Source organism: Rhodococcus sp. USK10 (genome assembly GCF_019378875.1).
In the GTDB taxonomy this organism is placed as follows: Bacteria; Actinomycetota; Actinomycetes; order Mycobacteriales; family Mycobacteriaceae; genus Rhodococcus_F; species Rhodococcus_F pseudokoreensis.
Map to the genome: position 1 here is coordinate 5,823,645 of NZ_CP076048.1, position 18,813 is coordinate 5,842,457.

An 18,813-nucleotide genomic window follows, 5' to 3' on the forward strand; every position below is an offset into this window, starting at 1 on the left:
TGCGAGTGGTTTGTCTGGGAGGGCGTCCGTCCGGGCTCCCGGGTTCGGGGCGTCGGCCGGAGATAAAGTGAATTCAGTTCATTTCAGCGTAGCGGTGGGATGGCCGGCGGGCAAGGAGTTGCCCGCCGGTCCGTCATGACGACGAGAGCTTGGGAGTCCTGGCGCCCGCCGAGCTTCCACCGTCGATCATGAGATCGGTGCCGGTGACGTAGCTGCTCTCCTCGCCCGCGAGGAACAGGATGGCCTTCGCCACCTCGAGCGGCAGACCCCGGCGCTGCATCGGAATGCTTTTCACATACGCATCCATGTCGTCGTCGGCGAAGCCGGCGCCCGCGGTGATGGCTGTGTCGATACTGCCCGGGCACACCGCGTTGACCCGGATGTTCTTCTCCGCGAACTCCAGCGCCGCAACGCGAGTCAGGGCGCGAACGCCGAACTTCGACGCGCCGTACGCACCGAGTTCGGCGGTCGCGAGGACGCCGCGCAGCGAGGACAGGTTGACCACCGACCCGCCTGCGGTCATCGCGGCGCCCGCGGCCTGCAGTCCGAGGAACGTGCCCACCAGGTTGAGGTCGATCATGCGTCGCAACTCGGCGAGCGAGGTGTCCATGATCGACGCCTTGGACGCGGCGCCGGCCGAGTTGACGAGAATGCGCAGCGGGTGGCCGCGCTCCGCCATCTCGGCGGTCACCCGGGACCAGTCAGCGGCGTCGGTCACGTCCAGGTGCCGATAATGAGCTCTCGCACCAAGTTTCGCCGCGACACTGTTGCCCAGGTCGTCGTCGACGTCGCACAGGTACACCGTCGCGCCGTGCGCATGGAAGAGTTCCGCGGTCGCGGCGCCGATCCCTCGTGCCGCGCCGGTGACGAGAGCGCAGGTGTCACGCAGTCGCGCGTCGTGTGACGTCACTGGATGAATCGCTTTTCCCAGTCGGCCTGGTATTCGGTGAGCGATTCGGGCGTCAGATCGGACGGGTTGGGCAGTGCGATGTCCTGGGCCCGCGCGACGCTACCTTCGATGCCGGGAAGGGCGCTCGCGTAGCCGAGCGACAGCGCCTTCTGGCCGGCCGGCGTGACCATGAAGTTCGCCAGCACCTGGGCAGCATTCGGGTGCGGCGCCGCCGACAGGGCGTGCGTGAACCAGGGCGTTCCCCACGGCGGCGTGGGCAGAGCCCAGTCGACGGGCGCACCCGATTCCTTCTCCCGCACCAGCGGTTGCACCACCGGCGTGGCGACGATCTCGCCGGACGTCAAGGCCTGGGCGACTCCCAGTGCGCTCGGGTAGATGCGCGGTTTCAGTTCGGCGAGTTTCTGGAGATAGCCGGGGCCGAAGTTCTTTTCGAAGAAGCGGTAGAAGTCGACGTAGGAGGCGATACCCGACGGGTTGACGATGCCGATCTTGCCCTTCAACGCCGGGTCGAGGAGGTCTTCCGGCTTCTGCAGGCCGCCGGGAAGTGCTGTCGTGTTCCATCCGAGGGAGAACACCGCCGCGCTGGTCAGGAAGAACTTGTCGGAGATGATGCTCTTCTGTGGTTCGTACTCCGGCGCGTCGAACGCCGGGCCGACGAGGTCGGTCGAGTACGTGCCCGACTCCGCGGCCGTCTCGATCCAGGCGGAGTCGGTGAGCATGTGGACGTCGGCCGTGCCGCGTTTCGTCTGATTCTCGACCTCGACCTTCGGGTTGATGTCGGCATCCGTTCCCCGGACATATTCGAGGGAGATCTCGGGATACTCCTGCTCGAACGCCACTTTGAGCGCCTCGAGATTGGCGGGATTCTGGCTCGAGTACAGCAGCACGCTGCCTTCACTCTTGGCTGCTGCGACGACGTCGTCCCACGTGCCCGACACGGGTTGACTGACCCCGGACCCGCCGGATCCGCAGGCGGCGGAAGCGAACGCGGCGACCACCGCGACCGCCATCAGCTTTATCGGCACACTTCTCATGGCATGAAAGTCCTTCCGGAATCGGTTCGCCGGATGCGAAACCGTGTATTCGTTTGCGGAGCGAGGGGATATGCGCGCCGACGGCCTACGACGAGAGCCTGTGAAGCAGCGCGGCGACCTGATCGGGAATCGTCACCATGGCCATGTGGCCGGATTCGAGAAAGACGGTATCGCCGCCGACGACGGCGGCCGATCGCTCCTGCAGTTCGGGCGGATAGCAGGCGTCCTTCGTCAAACGTACGTAGGTGCGGGGTATGTCGGCCCGGAGGCCGGACAGATCGACGGACTCGGTGAGTAACGCGGCGGAGTCGTCGACCAGCTGGTCGAGCATCCAGCCGGTCTGCTCGGCGTCCATGTCGTTGCAGAGCATCGCTGTGGCGCCCACAGGATCCTGGCGATAGACACCGCCTCGTACCGACTCTTCCACTGTGGCGCGGACGTCCGGGTCGATCTGGTCGAGCACTCGCGTGCCGTCGGCCGGGACGACGGCGGAGAGGAAGACGACGTGCCGTAGTCGGCCCGCGAGCGCCGGCATGGCCGGCGTGGCCGTCACTCCGGCGAATGAATGTGCGACCAGAACGATGTCCTCGAGGTTCGCCGCCTCCACATCCTCGACGACGGCCGCGGTGCAGTCGGCGAGGGTGACGGACCGCGGGTCGGCGGACCGGCGTGTACCCCGTCCAGGGAGATCGACTGCGAGAGTGTCGCCTTCGAGCAACGGCAGGAGCGGGTCCCAGCAGGAGGCGCCCATTCCTGCGCCGTGGATGAGAACGAACGACATGATTCCCCTCAAATTGAACTGATATCAGTTTGAATCTAAAGAAGTTGCCGTGTGATGTCAATCACCTGCTAGCGTGAAGTGAATCCAGTTCAGTTAGGAGCATTCATGACGCCTCCGCTTGCGGCCCGGCCGCTGCAGCTCGGCCCGGTCACGTTGGCCAACCGTCTCGTCGGGACGGCGCACGCCTCGGGAGCCGTCGCGGGCGGTGTCCCGCTACCCGGCGACGCAGACTACTGGCGCCGCCGGGCAGCAGGTGGCGCGGCGATGCTGATCGTCGGCGGCACCGTGGTGTCACCGAGCTCGGCCAACCGCAACGGCAACATCACCGAGGCCTGGCGTCCGGAAGTCGTCGCAGGCCTCGAGGCCCGGGCCCGGGCGATCACGGAGGAGGGAGCCGTCGCGGCGTGCCAACTGGTGCACCTCGGTCGCGAGACGCTCGGCGCCGAATTGTGGAGCCATCCCGTGGCACCGACCGTCGTCCGTTCGCCCCGAGAACCGACGCGTCCCCGCGCACTCTCGTCCGCGGAAGTGGAGGGGATCGTCGATGCCTTCCGCACCTCCGCTGTGCACGCGTGGTCCGCCGGATTCCCCGTCGTCGAACTGCATGCAGCTCACGGATATCTGCTGGCGCAGTTCCTCTCACCGGTCACCAACTTCGGCCCGGGCGCCGCGACGGTCTCGCAGCGGGTGCGGATCCTCGACCGCATCGCGGCCGCGATCCGCGACGCGTGTCCCGGTGTCGTCCTCGGCGTGCGCGTCTCCGCCGAAGGAGGAGAAGAGGCCGGCCTCGGCATGGACGGGCTGTGTGAGCTCCTTCCGCGCCTCGCCGGCTTCGACTACGTCAACGTCACCGTCGGCGTCCGCACCACCTACGTCCGGGACATGGCCGTCACCGACCCGCCGCTGCTCGACGCGGTCGGACGGCTGCGCGCGGCCACTTCGACACCGCTGCTCGTGTCGCAGTCCTTCCGCACCGGTGCATCCATCGACACCGCCCTGCAGTCGGGTGCCGACCTCGTCGGCGTGGCACGACCGCTGATCGCGGACCCGCACTTCCCGCGGAAGTTGCTGACCGGCCGGGAATCCTCGATCCGCCCCTGCGTGTCCTGCAACGAGGACTGCCGGGCGTTCGACCCGGTCCTGCTCTGCTCGGTCAATCCCGACCTCGCTCCGCCGGGCCGATCCGCGCGCCCGGCGTATCCGCTGACCCTGGGCCCGACGCGCCGGTCCACGGACCGACGTCGGATCGCCGTGGTCGGTGCGGGCCCGGCCGGGCTCGAGTGCGCGATGCGGCTCGGACCCGACCACGACGTCACCCTCTTCGAGGGCCGCGCCCGGATCGGGGGCCAACTCGCGATTGCCGCGGACGCACCTCACCGCAGCGGCTGGCGTCGCCTCCTCGACTACTACTCCGACAACCTGTCGGGGGTGACGATCCGGCTGGACCACCGGGTGAGTGCCGCCGAGCTGGAGGGCTTCGACGACGTGGTCCTGGCCGTCGGGGCCGAGGAGACGCTGCCCCGCGAAGCGGCAGGAACGAGATCGCTGCTCACGTCGCAGGCACTGGTCGGGAGTGAGGAACCGCTGCGCGGCGCCGGCCACGTCGTCGTGGTCGACGACGGATTCGGGCTCTGGCCCGCGGCGAGTTCGGTCGAAGCCGCACTCGCCGCCGGCGCGGGCCTCGTGACGGTCCTGACGCCGGCCGCCGCCTTCGCTTCGGGCCTCCCCGCGGAAGGTCGCGTGCAGTATCTGCGCCGGCTGTCGGGCACACCGGTCGACGTGCGCGTGCTGTCGTCGATCGTCGGGGTCTCCGACGGCTCGGTCGAGTTCGAGAACACCCTGTCCGGGGTGCGGACCCGTCTCGACGCCGACCGCGTCGTCGTCGCCGGCGAGCGGCGCTCGCTCGACTGGTCGCTCGTCGCGCCCGACAACCCGCGGGTCCACGTCATCGGCGACGCGCTCGTCCCGCGCAAGGTCGCACACGCAATCGCCGAAGGCCATGCTGTCGCCCGTGAGTACTTGTTAACCGCGGGCGGTTAACAAGTACTCACGGGCGGCGGAGCCGCAGCCTGGCGCGGCCCGTAGGCTGACACCCGTGCGCGTACTCGTTATCGGCTCCGGAGCCCGTGAACATGCCCTCCTTCTCGCCCTTGCTCGCGATCCGGGTGTCAGTGCCCTGATGTGCGCGCCCGGCAATGCCGGGATCGGCAAGATCGCCGAGCAGCACTCGGTCGACATCGCGTCCGGGGAGGCGGTGGCGGCCCTCGCGAAGACGCTGGACGCCGATCTCGTCGTGGTGGGCCCCGAGGTGCCGCTGGTGCTCGGTGTCGCGGACGCCGTCCGCGCGGCGGGCATCGCCTGCTTCGGCCCGTCGGCCGACGCCGCGCGCATCGAGGGGTCCAAGGCGTTCGCCAAGGACGTCATGGCCGCCGCCGGTGTGAAGACCGCGCACAGCGAGATCGTCGACTCGCCCGCCAAGCTGGACGAGGCACTGGACCGCTTCGGGCCGAACTGGGTGGTCAAGGACGACGGCCTCGCGGCGGGCAAGGGTGTCGTGGTCACCACCGATCGGGACGCTGCCCGCGACCACGCGGCCGAACTGCTCGAGAACGGCCACCCCGTCCTCCTCGAATCCTTCCTCGACGGTCCCGAGGTGTCGCTGTTCTGCGTCGTCGACGGTGAGACCGTCGTACCGCTGCTGCCGGCCCAGGACCACAAGCGCGTCGGCGACGGCGACACCGGACCCAACACCGGCGGCATGGGCGCCTACACGCCGCTCCCGTGGCTGCCCGAGCAGACCGTGACCCAGATCGTCGACGACGTCGTGAAGCCGGTCGCCGCCGAACTCGTCGCCCGCGGCAGCGCCTTCAGCGGCCTGCTGTACGCCGGGCTGGCGATCGGCAAGGACGGCCCGGCCGTCGTCGAGTTCAACTGCCGCTTCGGTGACCCCGAGACCCAGGCGGTTCTCGCGCTGCTGAAGAGCCCGCTCGGGGAGCTGCTGAACGCGGCGGCCACCGGAACGCTCGACCGGGTCGCCCCGCTCGATTGGCAGGACGGCTCGGCGGTGACCGTCGTCGTCGCGGCCGAGCACTACCCGGCGACCCCGCGCACCGGCGACGTGATCACCGGCGCCGACGGTGACGGCGTCCTGCACGCAGGCACCAAGCTCGTCGACGACCAGGTGGTCTCCGCCGGCGGACGCGTGCTCAGCGTGGTCGGCGTCGGAGCCGACCTCGACGCGGCCCGCGCGGACGCGTACTCCAAGATCTCCGCGATCAAGCTGCCGGGAAGCCACTTCCGGAAGGACATCGGGCTGGCCGCGGTCGAGGGCCGGATCGCCATTCCCTGAGGTCGAAGCACTGTCGAAACAGGCGTGCACCCCCGGATCATCCGGGGGTGCACGCCTGTTTCGTCACCACGTCAGCGGGCGGTCCAGCCTCCGTCGATCGTGTAGGAGGCGCCGGTGACCATGCCTGCGTCGGCGGACGCGAGCCACGCGACGAGGGAAGCGACCTCCGACGGTTCCACCAGCCGCTTGATCGCGCTCTCGGTGAGCATCACCTTCTCGATCACGTCGGACTCGCTGATGCCGTGCACCTGCGCCTGATCCGCGATCTGCTTCTGGACCAACGGCGTCAGCACGTACCCGGGGTTGACGCAGTTGCTGGTGACGCCGTGCGGACCGCCCTCGAGGGCCGTCACCTTCGACAGTCCCTCGAGCCCGTGCTTGGCGGTGACGTACGCGGCCTTGAACGCCGACGCACGCAGTCCGTGCACCGACGACACGTTGACGATGCGCCCGAAACCCGTCGCATACATGTGCGGTAGGGCGGCGCGGATCAGCAGGAACGGCGCCTCGACCATCAGCGTCTGGATGCGCCGGAAGTCCTCGGGGCGGAACTCCTCGATGGGACTGATCGTTTGGATCCCGGCGTTGTTGACGAGGATGTCGGTCTCGAGCCGCAACTCGGTGAGCGGATCGGTGTCGAGGAGGTCGACGTGCCACGCCGTTCCGTCGATCTCGTCGGCGAGGCTCTTGGCGGCCACGTCGTCGAGGTCGGCGACCGTGACGTGCGTTCCGCGCGCCGCGAGCGCCCGGGCGCAGGCCGCACCGATGCCGCTGGCACCGCCGGTGACGAGCGCGGTGCGCCCGGCCAGGTTCTGCTCGGTCATGCCGGGACCCCGTTATTGGCGTCGGCCGCCTTCTCGTCCGCGAGGATCTGCGCGTCCGCCGCGTCGATCGACTCGAGCGAGATGCCCTTGGTCTCCCGGGCGACGACGACGGCGACGGCGGTGATCAGGCAGGCGATCGCCAGGTAGATCGCGATCGGAACGGCCGAGTCGTACTTGCTGAGCAGGCTGGCCGCGATGATCGGCGCCAGCGAACCGGCCACGATCGACGTCACCTGGTAGCCGAGGGAGACACCCGAGTAGCGCATGCGCGTCGGGAACATTTCGGCCATGATCGCCGGCTGCCCGGCGTACATGAACGCGTGGAACACCAGGCCGATGATGATCGCACTGAGGATGACGGCGTTGTGCCCGCTGTTCATCATCGGGAAGGCGAAGAAGCCCCACGTGCCCGCGGTCAGCGCACCGATCATGTAGACGGGGCGGCGGCCGATGGTGTCGGAGAGCCGGCCGACGAGCGGGATTGCCGCGAAGTGCACGGCGTGGGCGATCAGCATCCACCAGAGGATCTGCGCGGTGTCCGTGTGGACGACGACCTTGAGGTACGTGATCGAGAACGTGACCACGAGGTAGTACATGACGTTCTCGCCGAAGCGCAGACCCATCGCCGTCAGCACGCCGCGGGGATAACGCTTGAGCACCTCGAAGACGCTGAACGACGTCTCCTTGACGTGCTCCGCTTCCTTCTGCGCCTGGATGAAGATCGGCGCGTCCGTCACCTTCGTGCGGATGTAGTAGCCGACGAGGACGATGACGGCCGACAGCCAGAACGCCACGCGCCAGCCCCAGCTGAGGAAGGACTCGTCGGACAGCGTCGTCGTGAGGATCAGCAGGACCACGGTCGCGACGAGGTTGCCCGCCGGCACGCCGGCCTGCGGCCACGACGCCCAGAAGCCGCGGGACTTGTTCGGGCTGTGCTCGGCCACCAGCAGCACCGCGCCGCCCCACTCGCCGCCGACGGCGAACCCCTGAATGAAGCGGAGGGTGACGAGCAGGGCAGGGGCCCAGTACCCGATCTGGCCGTACGTGGGCAGGCAGCCCATCAGGAACGTGGCCGTTCCGACGAGCAGGAGGCTGAACTGGAGCAGTTGTTTGCGGCCGAACTTGTCGCCGAAGTGACCGAAGACGATGCCGCCGAGCGGCCGGGCGACGAAGCCCACGGCGTAGGTCACGAACGCCGCGATGATCGCGTCGAGTTCGTTGCCGCCTGCCGCGAAGAAGACCTTGCTGAATACGAGCGTCGCCGCGGTGCCGTAGAGGAAGAACTCGTACCACTCGACGACGGTGCCGGCCATGGACGCGCCGACCACCTTCTTCAGCCCGGACGGCGGGGCTTCCTTCGCGTGCGCTGTTTCGTCGACGCTCATCTGTCGCTCCTCTTCACACTCCGCACCCGTTGTGACTCGGGGCACAGTTCATTGGTCCTGCCGAGTATTGATGCATATTTGTGCGCACACAATGACGCAACCTGCAACCCGCATGTGCAAATATGCAGAAGTGACGTCCGGAGCAGCCCTACCCAGCCCTGACGACCTCCTCGTCCTGCTGGCAGTCGGGCGGACCGGTCGCTTCAACACCGCCGCCGACGACCTCGGGGTCAACCACACGACCATCTCGCGCCGGATCGCGAGCCTGGAGAAGAGCCTCGGCGGCCGGGTCCTCGTGAAGGCCGCCGGCGGGTGGGAGCTCACCGACCTCGGGCGGCAGGCGCTGACCGCCGCCGAACGCGTCGAGGCCGCCGTCCACGGACTGGTCACCGAACCCGGCGGCGCCGACCACCTGAAGGGCGTCGTCCGGGTCTCGGCGACCGACGGGTTCAGCGCCTACATCGCGGCACCCGCAGGCGCGCTGATCCGCAGCAGGCACCCCGACGTGTCCGTGGAGATCGTCGCGATCACCCGCCGGGCCTCGCAGCACCGCTCGGGACTCGACATCGAGATCGTCGTGGGCAAACCGCAGGTGCACCGGGCGGAGGCGCTGTGGCTGGCCGACTACACGCTCGGCCTGTACGGCGCGCGGTCGTATCTGGCCGAACACGGCACCCCGACGCGGGTGAGCGATCTGGCCGATCACTCACTCGTCTACTTCATCGACTCGATGCTCCAGGTCGACGAACTCGACCTGGCGCGCCGCCTCACCGTCTCGATGCGCGAATCGGTGACGTCGACCAACGTGTTCGTGCACGTCGAGGCCACCCGGGCGTCGGCAGGCATCGGGCTGCTGCCGTGCTTCATGGCCGACCGCCACGACGACCTCGTGCGGGTGCTGCCCGGGCAGGTCGAGGCCACGCTGGCGTACTGGCTCGTGGCGCGGCCCGAGTCGCTGCGGCGACCGGAGGTCGCGGCGGTGGTGGGGGCGATCCGGGAGACGGTGGAATCGCAGCGGGACGCGTTGGCGGGGGAGTGAGCAGCTCACGCTAGCGTCATGGGGTGCGTCCCGAATCCCAGCGGTCCAACATCCAAACCTTCCACGTGATGGACGTGTGGAAGGCCGCCACCGAACGTCAGCGCACCCACGGCGACGTGCTGACGCTCGCCGCGGGGCAGCCGTCCACGCCCGCGCCGCAGCCGGTGCTCCGCGCGACACGGGAAGTGCTCGACGGGCACCTGCTCGGCTACACGGAGACGTTCGGGATCCTGCCGCTGCGGGAGGCGATCGCCGGATATCACGCCGGCAAATACGGAATCGACGTCGACGCCGAGGACGTCGTCGTGACCACCGGTTCCTCCGGCGCGTTCACGCTGCTGTTCCTCGCCGCCTTCGACGTCGGCGACACCGTGGTGGTCGCCCGCCCCGGCTACCCGGCCTACCGGAACACGCTCGCCGCGCTCGGCTGCAACGTCATCGAGATCGACTGCGGAGCCGACACCCGGTTCCAGCCGACGGTCGCGATGCTCGACGCCCTGCCCGAGCCGCCCGCCGGGCTGATCGTCGCGAGCCCCGCCAACCCCACCGGCACCGTCATCGACCCCGGCGAACTGGCCGCCCTCGCCTGCTGGTGCGACGCCCACGGGACGCTGCTGATCTCCGACGAGATCTACCACGGCATCGGATACGGCGAGCAGGCGATGACCAGCTCGTGGGAGACGTCGCGCGAGTCCGTCGTCGTCGGCTCGGTGTCCAAGTACTTCTCGATGACGGGCTGGCGGCTGGGCTGGATGCTGGTCCCCGAGGGGCTGCGCAGGCCGTTGCAGCGGCTGGCGTCGAACATGACGGTGTGCCCGCCCGCCATCTCCCAGTACGCGGCGATCGCCGCGTTCACCGAGGAATCGAGGGCCGAACTCGACGGCCACGTGCAGCGCTACGCCGTCAACCGGGAGCTGCTGCTGACCGGCCTCCCGGAGCTGGGCATCACCGATCTCGCGCCCGCCGACGGGGCGTTCTACGTGTACGCCGACATCGGGCACCTGCTCGGCGGAACCCACGGCGCGACGTCGACGGAATGGTGCTCGCGGCTGCTGCAGGACACCGGTCTGGCGCTGGCCCCCGGCATCGATTTCGACACCGTCCACGGAGACCGGACCGTCCGGCTGTCGTTCGCCGGATCCACGGCCGAGGTCCGGGAATCCCTGGTGCGACTGGGCCGCTGGCTGTAGCCGTAGTTCGCTCTTGCGGCGGCGTCGCAGCAGTTGTTCGATGGACTTGGGCGCACTGCGTGTTCGGGCGCGCCAGGCAAGGAGAACGGCGATGCTGTACGTCGCGTTGCTCGCATTCGTGTTGTGGGTCCTGTGCTTCGCCGACGCCGTCACCACCGACGACGACCAGTTCCGGAACCTCTCGAAGGAGGGCTGGCTGGTGATCGTGCTGCTACTTCCGCTCCTCGGCTCGGTGCTGTGGATCGTGGCCGGGCGGCCGCAGAAGACTCCTCGTGATCGGCTGCCCGCCGACCCGGAGGAAGCCGAGTTCGTGCGGCGGTGCCGGGAACGCGCGGAGGAACAGCGCCGGCAAGGTTTCCACGGGCGCGACCAGGAATAGAAGGCCTACACTGTGGCTAGGATTACAGTGTTACAAACCAGGCGCGAGGCGACGACATGAGCGAGATCAGTCATCCACAGCCACCCCTTCCTGGCGGAGTCCGCATCGGGACCGTGGAGCGGGAGCAAGCAGCGGCGGCACTCGCCGAACATTTCGCAGCCGGACGGCTCGAGACCGACGAGTTCGACGCGCGGGTGCGGGCGGCGTACCTCGCCAAGACCGCCAGCGACCTCGTGCCGCTCTTCGCGGACCTGCCGGACAAGCAGCGCTTCTCGCCCGAACCCGAACGGATGCGCACGCGACGCGACCCGGGGCGGGAGGCGGCGGCGCTGCGGGTACTCGTGTTCGTGGTGGCCATCCTCGCCGCGATCCTGTGGGTCGCGCTGGTCCGCGTCCCCCCGCTCGTCTTCCTGCCCATCATCTGGCTCGTGCTCGCCCGGCGCAGCTTTGGGCGGCGGTCGTGCCGGGCGTGGTGAGGGTCTGACTCGCGCCGGGAACTGGCGAAAACTACCGCGAGGTCGGTTGTGGCTCCCGTACTCTGACAGGCAGGTTTGACGCCGTCGAGCGATCGAGGAGCCACGATGACCAGCAGAATTGTGCGCTGTGCGAGCCTGATCCCGGTAGTCGCGGCCTCCGCGCTGCTGCTGGGCGGATGCGGTTCCGACAGCAGTGACAGCCCGTCGACCTCCGCCAGTGCCACGACGTCGGCCACAGCAGCGATGACGTCGTCGCCCATGACCACGAGCGCGGCAGGGGCCGCGGCGGTCACCAAGGAACAGGCGGAGCAGACCGCTGTCGCGACGGTCCCGGGCGGCACGGTCGTGAACTCTGAACAGCAGCAGCGGGACGGTAAGCCTGTGTGGCACGTCCACATCCGCGACGCCAAGGGCTGGGACTACGACGTGAACGTCGACGCGGCGACCGGCACGGTGGTGTCCGACAGTCAGGACGGGCAGACCACCACGACTGCCGCACCCGCACCCCCCGCCGGCGCGGTGACCCAGCAGCAGGCGGAGCAGATCGCGCTCGCGACGGTCCCGGGTGGCACGGTCTCGAATTCGGAGCAGCAGCAGCGGGACGGTAAGCCGGTGTGGCACATTCACATCCGCGATGCCAAGGGCTGGGACTACGACGTGAACGTGGACGAGGCGACCGGAGCTGTGCTCCCCGACAACTGAATGGGTAGAACGACTCAGGTGATCGCCTCGGAAGATGGGTGAATTACCCGATGTCCGGGCGGTGACGTCACCCTAGCGTCGTGGTCATGGTCACCACGTCAGTTCGTCTGTCCCACCCCGACTTCCAGCGGTGGGTGGCCCGCGCGGGCATCGCGGGTCCAGTGCTGTTCACCGCGGGATTTCTCGTCCAGGAGACGCTCCTCCGGGACGACTACAGCCGGATCGCCGACCCGATCAGTGCTCTCGAGGCGGACCCGAGTGGCTGGATCCAGCAGCTGAACTTCCTCGCCTTCGCCGTGCTGCTGACGATCTTCGCGGCCGGACTGCACCGCGGCATCGCGAATACGCGGCACGGCTGGACAGGGCCCGCTCTGCTCGGTGTGGCAGCGGTGGGGCTGATCCTCGCCGCGGTGTTTCCGTTGCGGGAGGATCCGGCAGGGGAACCCTACGATCCGGGCCATCACGTGATCGCGGGGGTCACGTTCTTCTCCTGCAGTGCGCTCGCCCTGGCGGTGCTGTCGCACCGGTTCGCCGCCGATCCGCGGTGGCGTGGCCTGGCGCGCTACGTCGGGGTCGCCGGGATCGTCGGTCTGGGCTGCTTCGTGTTGCTCGGCAGGTTCGCGATGCCGGGCGGCGCACCGCTGCACGAGGTCGCCGGGCTCCTCCAGCGCATGACAATTCTCGCCGTGACGTTCCCGGCGCTGGTGGCGATCGCCCTGCGGCTCCGCCGACTCGCCTGCCGGCCTCCGGCTCTCACCCGGTCGTGAACACCGGCGTCTGCACCCGCGTCAGGCAACTCGTGTCATAGCCGCCGGTCGGCTGCTCGAGGAAACCGACCGTGACGGCCGGGGCGCAGTCCGAGGACTGCAGCACGTCGTGGCCGAGCCCGGGAAACTCGAGCACCTCGGACCGCGACAGGGTGGCGGCAGCGATCCGCGCCTGCGACGGCGGGGTGACGGCGTCGAGCGACCCGGTGAGGAGCAGGGTCGGCACGGCACTTCCCGTGGGCTCGTGCACGCCGGTGTCGGACGCGGGCACGTCCCAGACATCGCAGTCGTCGAAGATCCGGGCGGCCTGCGGCACCAGCGACAGCACCGCGTCCGGGAAGTCCGGGAGCGCGCGCTTCGCGGTGGCGGCGACCTGCGCCCGGTCGGTGAACGCCGTCTGCTCGCCGCAGAACACCCCGAACGTCAGTCCGTAACCGATGAGGCCGGGCGGCGTCACCGTGCCGAGCAGTGCGGTCGCGGCAGGGACGCCGTCGCCGGTTGCGGTCGCGTGGACGAGCGCCGGGAGTCCGGCGTAGTTGCCCGGCGCGAGGCTCTGCTGGATCACCAGATTCGCGAAGGTGTACCCGTCGAGCACGACGCGCCTGCCGGACAGGTCGACGGTCAGCGGCGCGGCGGCCAGCCGGTTCACGGTCGCGGTGAATTCGTCCTCCAGACCCGGGTACGCCGCGGCGCACGCCCGCTGGGCCGCGCACGCGTCGAACAGTGCCCGGAAGCCCTCGGCGGCGCCCGGCCAGAAGCCCTCGATGATGTTGTTCTGCGTCGGCACGACCGAGTCCAGCACCACGCTGCGGATGCCGTCCGGGTGGTCGCGGAGCACGGTGAGCGCGAGGTCGGTGCCGTACGAGACGCCGTAGACGTTCCACTCGTCCAGGCCGAGCGCAACCCGCAGATCCGCGACGTCGGCGGCATTCTCCGTGGTGTCGTACGCGCCGAGGTCGTAGCCACCCCCGGCGACCCGGTCGCGGCAGGTCCGGGTGGCCTCGGCGTCGAGCGGGGCGGTCGCCGGATCGAGCGGGCTCAGACCCGTCTGCGCCGCCTGGAACTCGTCGATCTCGGGGCATGCCAGGAAGGGGTCGGAATGCATGGTGCCGCGTTGGCCGAGGAACAGGACGTCGCGGTCGCGGTTCAGCCCGAGCGGCGCGACCTGGGCGGCGCTCGCGAGCGCGGGCCCGCCCGGACCGCCCGTGAGATAGACGAGCGGGTCGGGTCGCGGGGTCGCAGACGTGGCAGCGAGCCGTGTCACGGCCAGTTCGATGCGTCGTCCGTCCGGACGGGAGCGGTCCCCCGGCACGGTCAACGTTCCGCAGCTGAACTCGGCGCCGAGGTCCAGTTGCGGCAATCCCGGGACGTTCGGCGACGGGCACGCAGCGGCGGTGAACACGGGCGCCGGATCGGGTGCCGCATCGCCGTCGGACCCGCACGCCGACGCCAGGACCAACGGCGCCGCCGCCGCGCATCCCAGGGCCAGCATCCGCACCGACACCCGCATCGTTCCGACGCTACGCGGGTGCGCGCCGCCACCCACATACTTCGCGGTCTGTCGCCCAATCCGCCCTGGTGCGGCACCCGCGGCTGGCAGGATGAATTGGTGTCATCCGCGGCAACTCCGAAGGGCGAACGGCGCCGACAGGCGCTGGTCGAGGCTGCCGCCGATCTCCTGCTCGAGGGTGGATTCGACGCGGTCCGGCACCGCTCGGTGGCCACCCGCGCCGACCTCCCGCTCGCGTCGACCACCTACTACTTCGAGTCCCTGGACGACCTGATCGCGAAGGCCGTCGAATGCAACGGCAACCGCGACCTCGCGGTCATGCGCGGCCGCGTCGAGGACGTCACGCATCGGCGCCGCGGCCGTGAGTCCACCGTCGACCTCCTCCTGGATCTGCTCGTCGGACCGGCCCTGATCAGTGAGGACTGCCGGGAGAGGCTGATCTCCCGGTACGAGCGGTTCACGGCCTGCGCGCGTCGCCCCGAACTGCGGGAAGTCCAGTTGCGGTTGCGCGCGCAACTGGACGACGTCCTCACCGAGGCGCTGCGGCGCTCCGACCGCGACGTCCGGCAGGAGCAACTCCGGCGGCTGGTCGCCGTCGTCGACGGAGCCGTGGTCACCGCGCTCGGCGAGCACGACGCCGACCTGCGGGCCCTCGCCCGGGCGATGCTGCTCGACGTCGTCGACGTCGTCGCGCCCGCCCTCGACCGGCCGGACCACGTCGAGCTGTAGCGCCGCCGTAAACTGAGGACTCGTGAGCCGCATCCCGAACGTCCTTGCCAACCGTTACGCCAGCCCCGAACTCGTCGAGTTGTGGTCGCCCGAGCACAAGATCATCCTCGAGCGTCAGCTGTGGATCGCCGTGCTGCGTGCCCAGGCGGAACTCGGGATCGACGTGCCGGCCGAGGCGCTCGCCGACTACGAACGCGTGCTCGAGCAGGTGGACCTCGACTCCATCGCCGACCGTGAGCGCGTCACCCGTCACGACGTGAAGGCCCGCATCGAGGAGTTCAACGCCCTCGCCGGCCACGAGCAGGTCCACAAGGGGCTGACCAGCCGCGACCTCACCGAGAACGTCGAGCAGCTGCAGATCCTGCGGTCGCTCGAGCACGTCCACGCACACGGTGTCGCGGTGGCGGCCCGGCTCGCCGAGCGGGCCGCCGAGTACAGCAGCCTCGTCATGGCAGGCCGGTCGCACAACGTCGCGGCGCAGGCCACCACGCTGGGCAAGCGGTTCGCATCCGCCGCCGACGAACTGCTCGTCGCGCTCACCCGGCTGCGCGAGCTGATCGACCGCTACCCGCTGCGCGGCATCAAGGGCCCCATGGGCACCGCACAGGACATGCTCGACCTCCTCGACGGCGACGCGTCCAAGCTCGAGGCGCTGGAGCAGAAGGTCGCCGAGCACCTCGGCTTCTCCCACGTGTTCACGAGCGTCGGCCAGGTGTACCCGCGGTCGCTGGACCACGACGTGCTGTCCGCGCTGGTACAGGTGGCGGCCGGGCCGTCGTCGTTCGCGCACACCATCCGCCTGATGGCCGGCCACGAACTGGTCACCGAGGGCTTCCAGCCCGGCCAGGTCGGGTCGTCGGCGATGCCGCACAAGATGAACACCCGCTCCTGCGAGCGCGTCAACGGACTGCAGGTCGTGCTTCGCGGTTATGCGTCGATGGCCGCCGAACTGGCGGGCGCGCAGTGGAACGAGGGTGACGTGTTCTGCTCGGTGGTGCGCCGCGTCGCGCTGCCGGACGCGTTCTTCGCGATCGACGGACTGATCGAGACGTTCCTGACGGTGCTCGCCGAATTCGGCGCCTACCCCGCCGTCATCGAGAAGGAACTCACCCGGTACCTGCCGTTCCTCGCCACCACCAAGGTCCTGATGGCCCTGGTGCGGGCCGGAGTGGGCCGGGAAACCGCGCACGAGGTCATCAAGGAACACGCCGTCGCCGTCGCGCTGGCGATGCGCGAGCAGGGCAAGGAGCCCGACCTCCTCGACCGTCTGGCCGCCGACGACCGCCTGCCCCTCGACCGGGCCGCCCTCGACCAGGCTCTCGCCGACAAGAAGGCGTTCATCGGTGCCGCAGAGGCGCAGGTTGCCACGGTCGTGGCGCAGGTGCAGAAGCTCGTCGACGCCAACCCCGAGGCGGCCGCCTACCAGCCGTCCCCGATCCTGTAGGCGGCTCCGCCGCCCGTGCGTGCTTGGCGAGTGCCTGCACTCCTTAACCACGCACAAGCACCGGAGGTGCCTACGTGAACTGCATTTTCTGCGAGATCGTGTCGGGCCGATCCGATGCCAGCGTCGTGCACGAGGACGAGGACGTGCTGGCGTTCATGGACATCCGGCCGTGGACGTCCGGACACCTGCTGGTGGTCCCGAAGCGGCACGCGAGTGGGCTCGCCGACCTCGACCCGGGCGACGGTGCGGCGGTGTTCGCGGTGGGGCAGCGTCTCGCGACCGCGTTGCGGCACGGGCCGATGCGGGCTCAGGGTGTCAACCTGTTCCTGGCCGACGGGATCGCCGCCGGCCAGGAGGTCTTCCACGTGCACCTGCACGTGGTGCCGCGCACTGCCGGTGACGGATTCGGGCTGCGTGGAATGCCGAAGTCGCCGAGCCGGATCGCGCTCGACCAGACGGCGGCGGTCATCCGGTCTTCCCTCTCCTAGGTGAGCGGCAAAGCGTGCGGGAGCACACTTTGCCGCTCACGTGGGGAGGGGGCCGCTCTCGTCGAACCGTCGCTCGGTGATGTCGTAGGTGCCGTCCGCCCGGACCCGCAGCACCGTCGACGCCCGCGTCCCGTATTCGCCGTGGCGGATGAACCGGGACGACAGGGCGCGTTCGAGTTCGGGCCCGATGCCCGTGTCCGGCAGCGCGTCCCACGGTGCCGGGTCGCTGTCGGCGAGCACGTCGAAGTACGCCCCCGGATCCGATTCGGGGCTGCCGTCGTCCGCGGCGAGCGCGGCGGCGAACGCCTGCTTGCCGCCCGTCACCTTCGGCCACGGGGTGTCGAGTTCGGCGTTGGACAGGCCGTGCACACCGGATTCGACGCGCAGCCTGCGACCGTGGGGCCGGTTGGTGACCCACCACAGTTCGGCGGGGTCGCCGACGAGCAGGTTGAAGCTGCCGTACTCGGCGCCGGTCGCGGCCACCTGTCCGGCGTGGTCGGCGGGTGAGAGCCGGCCGCGGAGGAAGTCGACGGGCAGGTCTCCGCGGGACCGGGCCCCGGTCGCGGGGGCGCCGTCGCGGACGTTGGTGACGGCCGCGAACCGCAGGGCGTCGGAGATGCCCATCCACGTTCCGCCTGCGAGCAGATCGCGGCCCGCGACGAAGCCGTCGTCCCAACGGCGCAGCGGTTCGGTGGGGCGGGCATAGAACTCGTCGCGGTTGGCCGCGACGACCAGGGGGAGGTCGGGGCGGGTATGCCAGGCGAACAGGACCAGGCACATACGGACGTCTCCTCGTCACTCTCGGCTACACGGATGCAGGCCCGAGCGTAGCCGCGGAGATGTTCCGCGACCTCCGTGAACACCTCATCAACGGCCCGTTACGCGACCTGCCTGACAGCTCGAAAAGCGTCTAGGAAAAGATGGAGCCCACCGTGTGACGGCGACGATAGGAATGGACCGGTGACTGAGACGTATGCCGGTGACGCGATCCCGGTTTTCTTCCTCTCGGACAGCACCGGGATCAGCGCGGAGACCATGGGCAACGCCCTGCTCCTGCACTTTCCCGACCACCGGTTCGAGCGGACAGTGATCCCGTTCATCACCACGCCCGACGACGCCCGCGAGGTCGTGCGCAGGATCGACACCACGATGGACCGCGGCATGACACCCCTGGTGTTCGTCACGGCCGCGCTCGATGACGTTCGTCACGAATTGCAGCGGACCCGCGCACCTGTGATCGACTTCTTCGACATGCACATGCAGCAGGTCGAGTCCATCCTCGGCACCCGGGGCGCCCGGACCCCGGCGCGCCTGCACGGGGTGGGCGATGTCAAGCGCTACAACGCGCGTATGCAGGCCGTCGAGTACGCGATCGAACACGACGACGGCCAAAGTGTCCGCACACTGGACAAGGCCGACGTGATCCTGGTTGCGCCGTCGCGCTGCGGGAAGACCCCGACGACCATGTACCTCGCACTGCAACACGGACTTCGTGTCGCGAACTACCCTCTGGTCGACGAGGATCTGGCGAGCACCGACCTGCCACGCCCCATCCTGCATCTGCAGGACCGCTGCTTCGGGATAATCACCACCGCGGCTCGTCTCAGCGCGGTCCGGACGGAACGTCGCCCAGACTCGACGTACGCGTCGCTGCGCCAGTGCGCTTACGAACTCAAGCGTGCGGAGGCGCTGTACCGCACGCACGACCTGCCCGTCATCGACTCGTCGGCCAAATCCGTCGAAGAAATGTCCACACTCATCCTGCAAGTGCTTGCACGCAGGGCCCACCGTCACGATTGAGGAGCC

The 18,813-nt window shown here is 69.3% G+C and carries 19 protein-coding genes; 12 read left to right on the top strand and 7 right to left on the bottom strand.

What is annotated here, in order from left to right; genetic code table 11:
* Window positions 1-133: 133 nt before the first annotated feature.
* From I1A62_RS34005 to I1A62_RS34015, 3 genes are all read right to left on the bottom strand, one after another.
* Window positions 134-910, bottom strand: coding sequence for an SDR family NAD(P)-dependent oxidoreductase (locus I1A62_RS34005; protein ID WP_219456678.1), 777 nt, complete (start codon window positions 908-910; stop codon window positions 134-136).
* Entirely contained in the window at window positions 907-1,944 is a 1,038-nt protein-coding gene (locus I1A62_RS34010) for an ABC transporter substrate-binding protein (protein WP_124395664.1), read from the bottom strand. Before I1A62_RS34010 ends, I1A62_RS34005 begins: the two co-directional genes overlap by 4 nt.
* 85 nt (window positions 1,945-2,029) lie before the next feature.
* The gene (locus I1A62_RS34015) at window positions 2,030-2,725 is read right to left on the bottom strand and encodes an alpha/beta fold hydrolase (protein ID WP_219456680.1); all 696 of its coding nucleotides are present in this window, start codon (window positions 2,723-2,725) and stop codon (window positions 2,030-2,032) included.
* Window positions 2,726-2,830: 105 nt separating this feature from the next.
* Between I1A62_RS34015 and I1A62_RS34020 the strand changes: the two genes are divergently transcribed.
* Together I1A62_RS34020 and purD are read left to right on the top strand one after the other, a co-directional pair.
* Window positions 2,831-4,765, top strand: a complete 1,935-nt coding sequence (locus tag I1A62_RS34020; protein WP_219456682.1) for an FAD-dependent oxidoreductase — start codon at window positions 2,831-2,833, stop codon at window positions 4,763-4,765.
* A 55-nt stretch (window positions 4,766-4,820) separates the two neighbouring features.
* Complete coding sequence (gene purD / locus I1A62_RS34025; RefSeq protein ID WP_219456683.1) at window positions 4,821-6,074, top strand: phosphoribosylamine--glycine ligase; 1,254 nt, start codon at window positions 4,821-4,823, stop codon at window positions 6,072-6,074.
* Between the two features lie 71 nt (window positions 6,075-6,145).
* Here purD and I1A62_RS34030 read toward each other — a convergent pair whose 3' ends face one another.
* Together I1A62_RS34030 and I1A62_RS34035 are read right to left on the bottom strand one after the other, a co-directional pair.
* On the bottom strand, window positions 6,146-6,898 hold the full coding sequence (locus tag I1A62_RS34030; RefSeq protein ID WP_124395660.1) for a 3-hydroxybutyrate dehydrogenase: 753 nt from the start codon (window positions 6,896-6,898) through the stop codon (window positions 6,146-6,148).
* Window positions 6,895-8,283, bottom strand: coding sequence for an MFS transporter (locus I1A62_RS34035; RefSeq protein ID WP_219456685.1), 1,389 nt, complete (start codon window positions 8,281-8,283; stop codon window positions 6,895-6,897). The genes I1A62_RS34030 and I1A62_RS34035 overlap by 4 nt, the downstream gene beginning before the upstream one ends.
* 91 nt (window positions 8,284-8,374) lie before the next feature.
* On the opposite strand from I1A62_RS34035, the gene I1A62_RS34040 reads away from it, so the two are divergent.
* The 6 genes from I1A62_RS34040 to I1A62_RS34065 all read left to right on the top strand — a co-directional run bounded on the left by I1A62_RS34040 (window position 8,375) and on the right by I1A62_RS34065 (window position 12,836).
* Window positions 8,375-9,322 (top strand): LysR family transcriptional regulator, encoded by a 948-nt coding sequence (locus I1A62_RS34040; RefSeq protein ID WP_374710715.1) that lies wholly within the window; start codon window positions 8,375-8,377, stop codon window positions 9,320-9,322.
* Between the two features lie 23 nt (window positions 9,323-9,345).
* Entirely contained in the window at window positions 9,346-10,512 is a 1,167-nt protein-coding gene (locus I1A62_RS34045; RefSeq protein WP_124395658.1) for a pyridoxal phosphate-dependent aminotransferase, read from the top strand.
* Window positions 10,513-10,603: 91 nt separating this feature from the next.
* Entirely contained in the window at window positions 10,604-10,891 is a 288-nt protein-coding gene (locus I1A62_RS34050; protein WP_124395657.1) for a PLDc N-terminal domain-containing protein, read from the top strand.
* Between the two features lie 56 nt (window positions 10,892-10,947).
* Window positions 10,948-11,367 carry a DUF1707 domain-containing protein gene (locus I1A62_RS34055; RefSeq protein ID WP_219456687.1) on the top strand — a complete coding sequence of 140 codons (420 nt, stop codon included), beginning with the start codon at window positions 10,948-10,950 and terminating at the stop codon, window positions 11,365-11,367.
* Window positions 11,368-11,472: 105 nt separating this feature from the next.
* Window positions 11,473-12,069 carry a PepSY domain-containing protein gene (locus I1A62_RS34060; RefSeq protein WP_124395655.1) on the top strand — a complete coding sequence of 199 codons (597 nt, stop codon included), beginning with the start codon at window positions 11,473-11,475 and terminating at the stop codon, window positions 12,067-12,069.
* An 86-nt stretch (window positions 12,070-12,155) separates the two neighbouring features.
* Complete coding sequence (locus tag I1A62_RS34065; RefSeq protein WP_219456689.1) at window positions 12,156-12,836, top strand: DUF998 domain-containing protein; 681 nt, start codon at window positions 12,156-12,158, stop codon at window positions 12,834-12,836.
* Here I1A62_RS34065 and I1A62_RS34070 read toward each other — a convergent pair.
* Window positions 12,823-14,346, bottom strand: a complete 1,524-nt coding sequence (locus tag I1A62_RS34070) for an alpha/beta fold hydrolase (RefSeq protein WP_219456690.1) — start codon at window positions 14,344-14,346, stop codon at window positions 12,823-12,825. The two genes, I1A62_RS34065 and I1A62_RS34070, sit on opposite strands and share 14 nt — an antisense overlap.
* Before the next feature lie 99 nt (window positions 14,347-14,445).
* Between I1A62_RS34070 and I1A62_RS34075 the strand changes: the two genes are divergently transcribed.
* From I1A62_RS34075 to I1A62_RS34085, 3 genes are all read left to right on the top strand, one after another.
* On the top strand, window positions 14,446-15,075 hold the full coding sequence (locus I1A62_RS34075) for a TetR/AcrR family transcriptional regulator (protein ID WP_087557852.1): 630 nt from the start codon (window positions 14,446-14,448) through the stop codon (window positions 15,073-15,075).
* A gap of 22 nt (window positions 15,076-15,097) precedes the next feature.
* Window positions 15,098-16,519 (top strand): adenylosuccinate lyase, encoded by a 1,422-nt coding sequence (gene purB, locus I1A62_RS34080; RefSeq protein WP_219456692.1) that lies wholly within the window; start codon window positions 15,098-15,100, stop codon window positions 16,517-16,519.
* Between the two features lie 74 nt (window positions 16,520-16,593).
* Window positions 16,594-17,007: an HIT family protein gene (locus tag I1A62_RS34085; protein WP_219456694.1), complete on the top strand. Its 414-nt coding sequence runs from the start codon at window positions 16,594-16,596 to the stop codon at window positions 17,005-17,007.
* A gap of 36 nt (window positions 17,008-17,043) precedes the next feature.
* Here the strand turns inward: I1A62_RS34085 and I1A62_RS34090 are convergent, their stop codons facing one another.
* Window positions 17,044-17,787: an NRDE family protein gene (locus I1A62_RS34090; RefSeq protein ID WP_219456695.1), complete on the bottom strand. Its 744-nt coding sequence runs from the start codon at window positions 17,785-17,787 to the stop codon at window positions 17,044-17,046.
* A 180-nt stretch (window positions 17,788-17,967) separates the two neighbouring features.
* Between I1A62_RS34090 and I1A62_RS34095 the strand changes: the two genes are divergently transcribed.
* On the top strand, window positions 17,968-18,807 hold the full coding sequence (locus tag I1A62_RS34095) for a pyruvate, water dikinase regulatory protein (protein WP_219456697.1): 840 nt from the start codon (window positions 17,968-17,970) through the stop codon (window positions 18,805-18,807).
* Window positions 18,808-18,813: the final 6 nt, after the last annotated feature.